Source organism: Klebsiella sp. FDAARGOS_511 (assembly GCF_003812845.1).
Taxonomy (GTDB): Bacteria; Pseudomonadota; Gammaproteobacteria; order Enterobacterales; family Enterobacteriaceae; genus Klebsiella; species Klebsiella grimontii.
In genome coordinates this window covers 1-3,897 of the sequence record NZ_CP033825.1, presented here as the reverse complement: position 1 = coordinate 3,897, position 3,897 = coordinate 1, and the positions used below count along the sequence as shown (strand labels likewise).

At 42.2% G+C, this 3,897-nt stretch carries 5 protein-coding genes and 1 pseudogene; 1 reads left to right on the top strand and 5 read right to left on the bottom strand.

Annotated elements, in window-relative coordinates:
* The first annotated feature begins 50 nt into the window (after nucleotides 1-50).
* Nucleotides 51-193: pseudogene (locus tag EGY08_RS31360) on the top strand (replication initiation protein).
* A 164-nt stretch (nucleotides 194-357) separates the two neighbouring features.
* Here EGY08_RS31360 and EGY08_RS30545 read toward each other — a convergent pair.
* The 5 genes from EGY08_RS30545 to EGY08_RS30520 all read right to left on the bottom strand — a co-directional run bounded on the left by EGY08_RS30545 (nucleotide 358) and on the right by EGY08_RS30520 (nucleotide 3,532).
* Complete coding sequence (locus tag EGY08_RS30545) at nucleotides 358-492, bottom strand: colicin release lysis protein (protein WP_110216848.1); 135 nt, start codon at nucleotides 490-492, stop codon at nucleotides 358-360.
* 47 nt (nucleotides 493-539) lie between these two features.
* The gene (locus EGY08_RS30540) at nucleotides 540-1,040 is read right to left on the bottom strand and encodes a hypothetical protein (RefSeq protein WP_123829470.1); all 501 of its coding nucleotides are present in this window, start codon (nucleotides 1,038-1,040) and stop codon (nucleotides 540-542) included.
* 101 nt (nucleotides 1,041-1,141) lie between these two features.
* On the bottom strand, nucleotides 1,142-1,894 hold the full coding sequence (locus EGY08_RS30535) for a glycoside hydrolase family protein (RefSeq protein ID WP_023307481.1): 753 nt from the start codon (nucleotides 1,892-1,894) through the stop codon (nucleotides 1,142-1,144).
* A gap of 1,045 nt (nucleotides 1,895-2,939) precedes the next feature.
* Nucleotides 2,940-3,341: a helix-turn-helix transcriptional regulator gene (locus EGY08_RS30525; RefSeq protein WP_049088770.1), complete on the bottom strand. Its 402-nt coding sequence runs from the start codon at nucleotides 3,339-3,341 to the stop codon at nucleotides 2,940-2,942.
* Complete coding sequence (locus EGY08_RS30520; RefSeq protein WP_004187666.1) at nucleotides 3,341-3,532, bottom strand: Rop family plasmid primer RNA-binding protein; 192 nt, start codon at nucleotides 3,530-3,532, stop codon at nucleotides 3,341-3,343. Before EGY08_RS30520 ends, EGY08_RS30525 begins: the two co-directional genes overlap by 1 nt.
* Between the last annotated feature and the right edge of the window lie 365 nt (nucleotides 3,533-3,897).

Genomic DNA, 3,897 nt, shown 5'->3' with positions numbered 1-3,897 from the left:
CACGCCTGACACTCAGTTCCGGGTAGGCAGTTCGCTCCAAGCTGGACTGTATGCACGAACCCCCCGTTCAGTCCGACTGCTGCGCCTTTTCGGTAACTATCAACTTGAGTCCAACCCGAAAAGACACGACTTATCACCACTGGCAGCAGCCACTGGTAACGCATTCGCAGAACAAAGAAGTGTTGAAGTGTGAGGTAAACTACAGCTACACTGTTAGAACTAATTCGGTTTCTGTGCTCTGCGAAAGCCAGTTACCACGGTTCAGAAACTTGCCGGTTAATGAACCTTCGAAAAAACCACCTTGCCGGGTGGTTTTTTCGTTTACAGAGCAAAGATTACGACTATCCGCTAAGGATCTCAAGAAGATCCTATGGGTTGCGAACTCGACGTTCTTATATCTGAAGAAGCTGATGGAGCAACAGTTCCTCCTTTTACGTCCCTAATATAGTTAGCTTGGCAGGCAGCCAACAATATAATTACACAAATAGAAATTGGAAAAGACTTTTTTAAAAGGCATAAACAACACCGTAAATTTATTTTTATTTAAATAAAAAGATCATATCAATTGATAAAGATCCATAATCTTTAACAACTTTCGGATATGATAAACCCTTATCTTTAGCAACTTTTTTTATTAGCTCATTATTTAATTTTTGACATGATTGTTTTTTATTATCAGCTAGTTCATCATAAGTAAACACTTGAGTCAAAACAGGATCAGATGGAGCCGTATTCCCAGTTGTTATTGATATTTTACAGACATCGCCACGATACTTCTTAAATTCACTTTCACTGAAAACATCAGACACTCTATCGTTAACAATACCAATATATTTTTTTAACTCATTGCTAATTTTTGGGTCTTTATCAACATCAACTTTAGTATTATTTTTTTTCAGCTCATCTAAATAATGATTAATTTCACTAGTAGAATTTGTTTCATAATTTAGATCGTTAGGCGCTATAAAAACATTGATATCAGCAAAAGCTCCTTTAATTGTCAAGATTGAAATAAAAGCAGCAATCACAAAACGAATCATAATACCACCCATAAAATATAAGATTAGAAACCTCATGACTTAGTTTTAATATCGTGAGGACACTCCTGCCATTTGATGGCAGGAGTTGTAAATCTAAATCATTACCGATTATAACGCAATTGATCTGCCGTATCTTTATTACGCTTATCACCTCTTTGATTAAGATCTCGATGACTTTCATCTGCAGCAACATTCCAATCACCACGATTAACTGCATCGTTAAACTTCGGAAATTTAGACTTAAGCGTAGGAATACCAAGATTAAAACCCATATCTACCAATGCTGTTTTTCGTGGATCTGAAAAACGATCATAACCTGGGTAAAGTCCACGCAAACCATTTTCAGTAGTTTGAACATCCTTAATACACTGACCTATTACATCAGCATTTGAAAGATGCATACTAGGAACATCTCTTGGGTTTGATTTGTATGCATTAAATGCTGAAGCTATATCAGACTTAGATACGGCGACCTCACTTTCAAGATCATCACCATGCACATGCATAACTTTTGTTCGATTAAAAGGTAATGCCTGAGCCATCTCAGCAGAACCAAGGTAATGACCAATACCAACGGTAATATTACCTTTAGAGTCTCTATACATTGTATTAATTGAACCTTCATGGTCTTTAAGATTATTTAAACACATAGACATATATCTACCGTTATAATCTTTTGTTGTCGCGATATCTACCCATGTATTTGCAGTAAGACCGGTATGCCCACCACCAGCATTCCCTCCAGTTCCACCACCTCCATACGTACCAGTATCACCATCATAGCTGTGAATAGTGCCATAAGGAGTATCATGATCATGCCATCCTGGCCCCTGATTTGAATTTTCAATACCCATAAACATTACCTCTTTGACAAAAAAACAACTGTATAAATAAACAGTATAAATTTATTCATCTTCTTTGAATCTGTCAATACTTTTAGAAAAATTCTCACTATAACTTCCTTGACACTCTCAAAAAAATATTGATGTTTTATTCTTATCTACATAACTGTTGGATAAATATCTATTTCACATAAATTTTTAGTTATCGAAGTTGTACGCCTGAAAAGACGAAATTTAAATGATTGAGTTCAAAATATGAGTTTTAACAGGCTAGTAGAGCCGATGCCAAGTAAGCTTTTCGTGGCTGTTTGCGGCAATGATTTAACATAAAGCCATAATTGTACGCACCGCTAAAACGGCCTCAGGGCGTTTCTGACGGGAAACCGGTAAAACAGGCAACAAACCACCCGAAAACCCGCCAGAAACGCGCAGGCTCTGTTTTTAAGGCATGCATGAGTATGCACGCAAGTGCATAGCGAGAAAATTCACGCCATTCAGCCAGGGTAAGTCCTGTTTCCGGCGTTCTTCCCATCCGAAAACGGTGAACGGGGACGCAATTTATTGCGTGGCCGTGAAGCGTTGCCGGCGCAGCCGGAAAACCAGTTTTCAGCACGTTCAGGAATCGGGTTCGTCGACGGCCGGCAATCACGTTATGGCAAGTCGCCGGACGACTCACCACACGATTCACCGGCGACTCCTCACTAGAGTCGTACCCAGAGTTGCCGCGTCTAAAAAACAACCAAACGGGGAGTCGGGTCTAGAGTCGGGTCGTTATTAACTCATTGTTTTTATAGTCCTGAGTCGTTACCGACTCTATGACGACTCGCCGGGGACTCTATGACGAGTCGTCATAGAGTCGGATCTATGTAAATAAAATTTAAAAAACGAAATTTCATGAAAGTAAACTACTGATATTAAATACAAATCTGCAAAATTTTAATTTTGCGTAGTGTGTGGGTATTTTTAGTGGTGAAGAGCGTTCAGAGATCTGGCGATTTTTGGGAAGGTTCAGGAACTCCCCGGGATGGCCGGAGAGGAAAACTGAAGCACGACGGGGTCAGGATTTTTTCCAGAATTTCCACCATGGCGCCGGGGATTCAGTTAATTTTGCCTGGTGATTTTCAAGAAGGAGCATGGCCTGTTTCAGGCTGTCAATGTGCGAATCCTTGGACAAAAGTAAGGTATTCAGGTGTTCAATCTCCTGTTTCAGATGACGAATCACCTGTTCACTATGGTCAGCAGAGGCTGTATCACGCTGTTCAGACACCAGTCCAGAATGGTGTTCACCCTTCGGTTGCTCAAAGGGACCAAAGACACGTAAAAGCTCTGAAGTATCTACCATTTTTGCATTGCGTTCACCGCTACAGGTGGACAGGTCACCTGCTTTAATTAACCTGTGCAGTGTTGTTCTACTCTTACCCGTCAGTCGGGCAGCCTCACTAATAGACACTCTGGCCATCAGTTACCATCCTGTAATGCATCCAGTCTCGAGGACAGTGTACGGAAAAGATGCTCCGCATCATCGTGGAGTTTCTCACAAAGGTCGGCCTCAACATCGAGATCAAGCTCGTTAAGCTTCTCCAGCAAGAGCAGAGACTGATTCTGGATGAATTTAGCCATGTTCAGCGCTGTTTTCTGTTGTTTCGTCATAAGAGGCCTCAGAGCGTCAGTGCTCAGTATAGGGATGTTCTCTTTTCCGCTTCCTCGCTCACTCAGTCGCTACGCTTCCGCCGTTCGGCTGCGGCGAGCGGCAGGAGCATCCGTATAAAAGCTCGAGAAAGCAGAGCGTTCAACGGAGGAGAGGAAGGAAAGGCCGCAAGGCGGCCGTTTTTCCATAGGCTCCGCCCCCCTGACGAGCATCACGGAATCTGACGCTCAAATCAGTGGTGGCGAAACCCGACAGGACTATAAAGATACCAGGCGTTTCCCCCTGATGGCTCCCTCGTGCGCTCTCCTGTTCCTGCCATTCGGTTTACCGGTGTCATTCCGCTGTTATGGCCGCGTTTATCTCATTC

Coding starts and splice junctions, on each gene's coding strand:
- EGY08_RS30540 (WP_123829470.1), bottom strand. CDS start 1,040: ATGATTCGTTTTGTGATTGCTGCTTTTATTTCAATCTTGACAATTAAA.
- EGY08_RS30535 (WP_023307481.1), bottom strand. CDS start 1,894: ATGGGTATTGAAAATTCAAATCAGGGGCCAGGATGGCATGATCATGAT.
- EGY08_RS30525 (WP_049088770.1), bottom strand. CDS start 3,341: ATGGCCAGAGTGTCTATTAGTGAGGCTGCCCGACTGACGGGTAAGAGT.
- EGY08_RS30520 (WP_004187666.1), bottom strand. CDS start 3,532: ATGACGAAACAACAGAAAACAGCGCTGAACATGGCTAAATTCATCCAG.